Annotated in this window: 1 protein-coding gene; it reads left to right on the top strand. The window is 52.4% G+C overall.

Annotated elements, in window-relative coordinates:
- A partial coding sequence (locus PG722_RS13970; RefSeq protein ID WP_270580892.1) for a VirB6/TrbL-like conjugal transfer protein, CD1112 family occupies nucleotides 1-474 on the top strand: 474 nt, incomplete at its 5' end.
- Nucleotides 475-565 lie beyond the last annotated feature (91 nt).

The following is a 565-nucleotide window of genomic DNA, read 5'->3' as shown; positions in this document are numbered from 1 at the left end:
CAGCAGTCAGCGGGCATTATCCAGAACGGGACAGAAATCACACCGGATGTGCTGGACAGTCTGCGGACAGAGCTTGAGGCGATGGAGTTAGGCCCTCTGTTCGGACTCTGGCTCCAGTCCTTCCTGATCCAGCTTACCATGATTGCCTTAAACATCGTGATCTTCGTTATCGTATATGGCCGTATGATTGAAATTTATTTACTCACAAGTTTAGCGCCTATCCCGTTTGCCACCGTCCCCAACAGGGAAACCGGACACATGGGGCAGAACTATTTCCGCTCCCTCTTTGCGGTGGGCTTTCAAGGTCTGTTGATCTTAGTCTGTGTCGCCATCTATGCGGTGCTGATCCAGAGTATCGCCACCGACGGCGACCCCATCGGGGCGATCTGGGGATGCGTGGGATATACGGTGCTGCTGTGTTTTACCTTATTCAAAACAGGCAGTCTTGCAAAATCCATCTTCGGCTGCCATTAAGAGACTTCGGGCCATGATGACCCGAAGCGGAAAGGAGCAATCCATGCAGGAAAAAACTGCGGGCGGAACATCAGCCGCCTCTATAAAGCTG

The sequence above is a fragment of the Butyricicoccus sp. OF27-2pH9A genome, assembly GCF_027693185.1.
In the GTDB taxonomy this organism is placed as follows: domain Bacteria; phylum Bacillota; class Clostridia; order Oscillospirales; family Butyricicoccaceae; genus Agathobaculum; species Agathobaculum butyriciproducens.
Note: the sequence above shows the minus strand (reverse complement) of the source record. Positions and strands in the feature narration are given on the sequence as shown.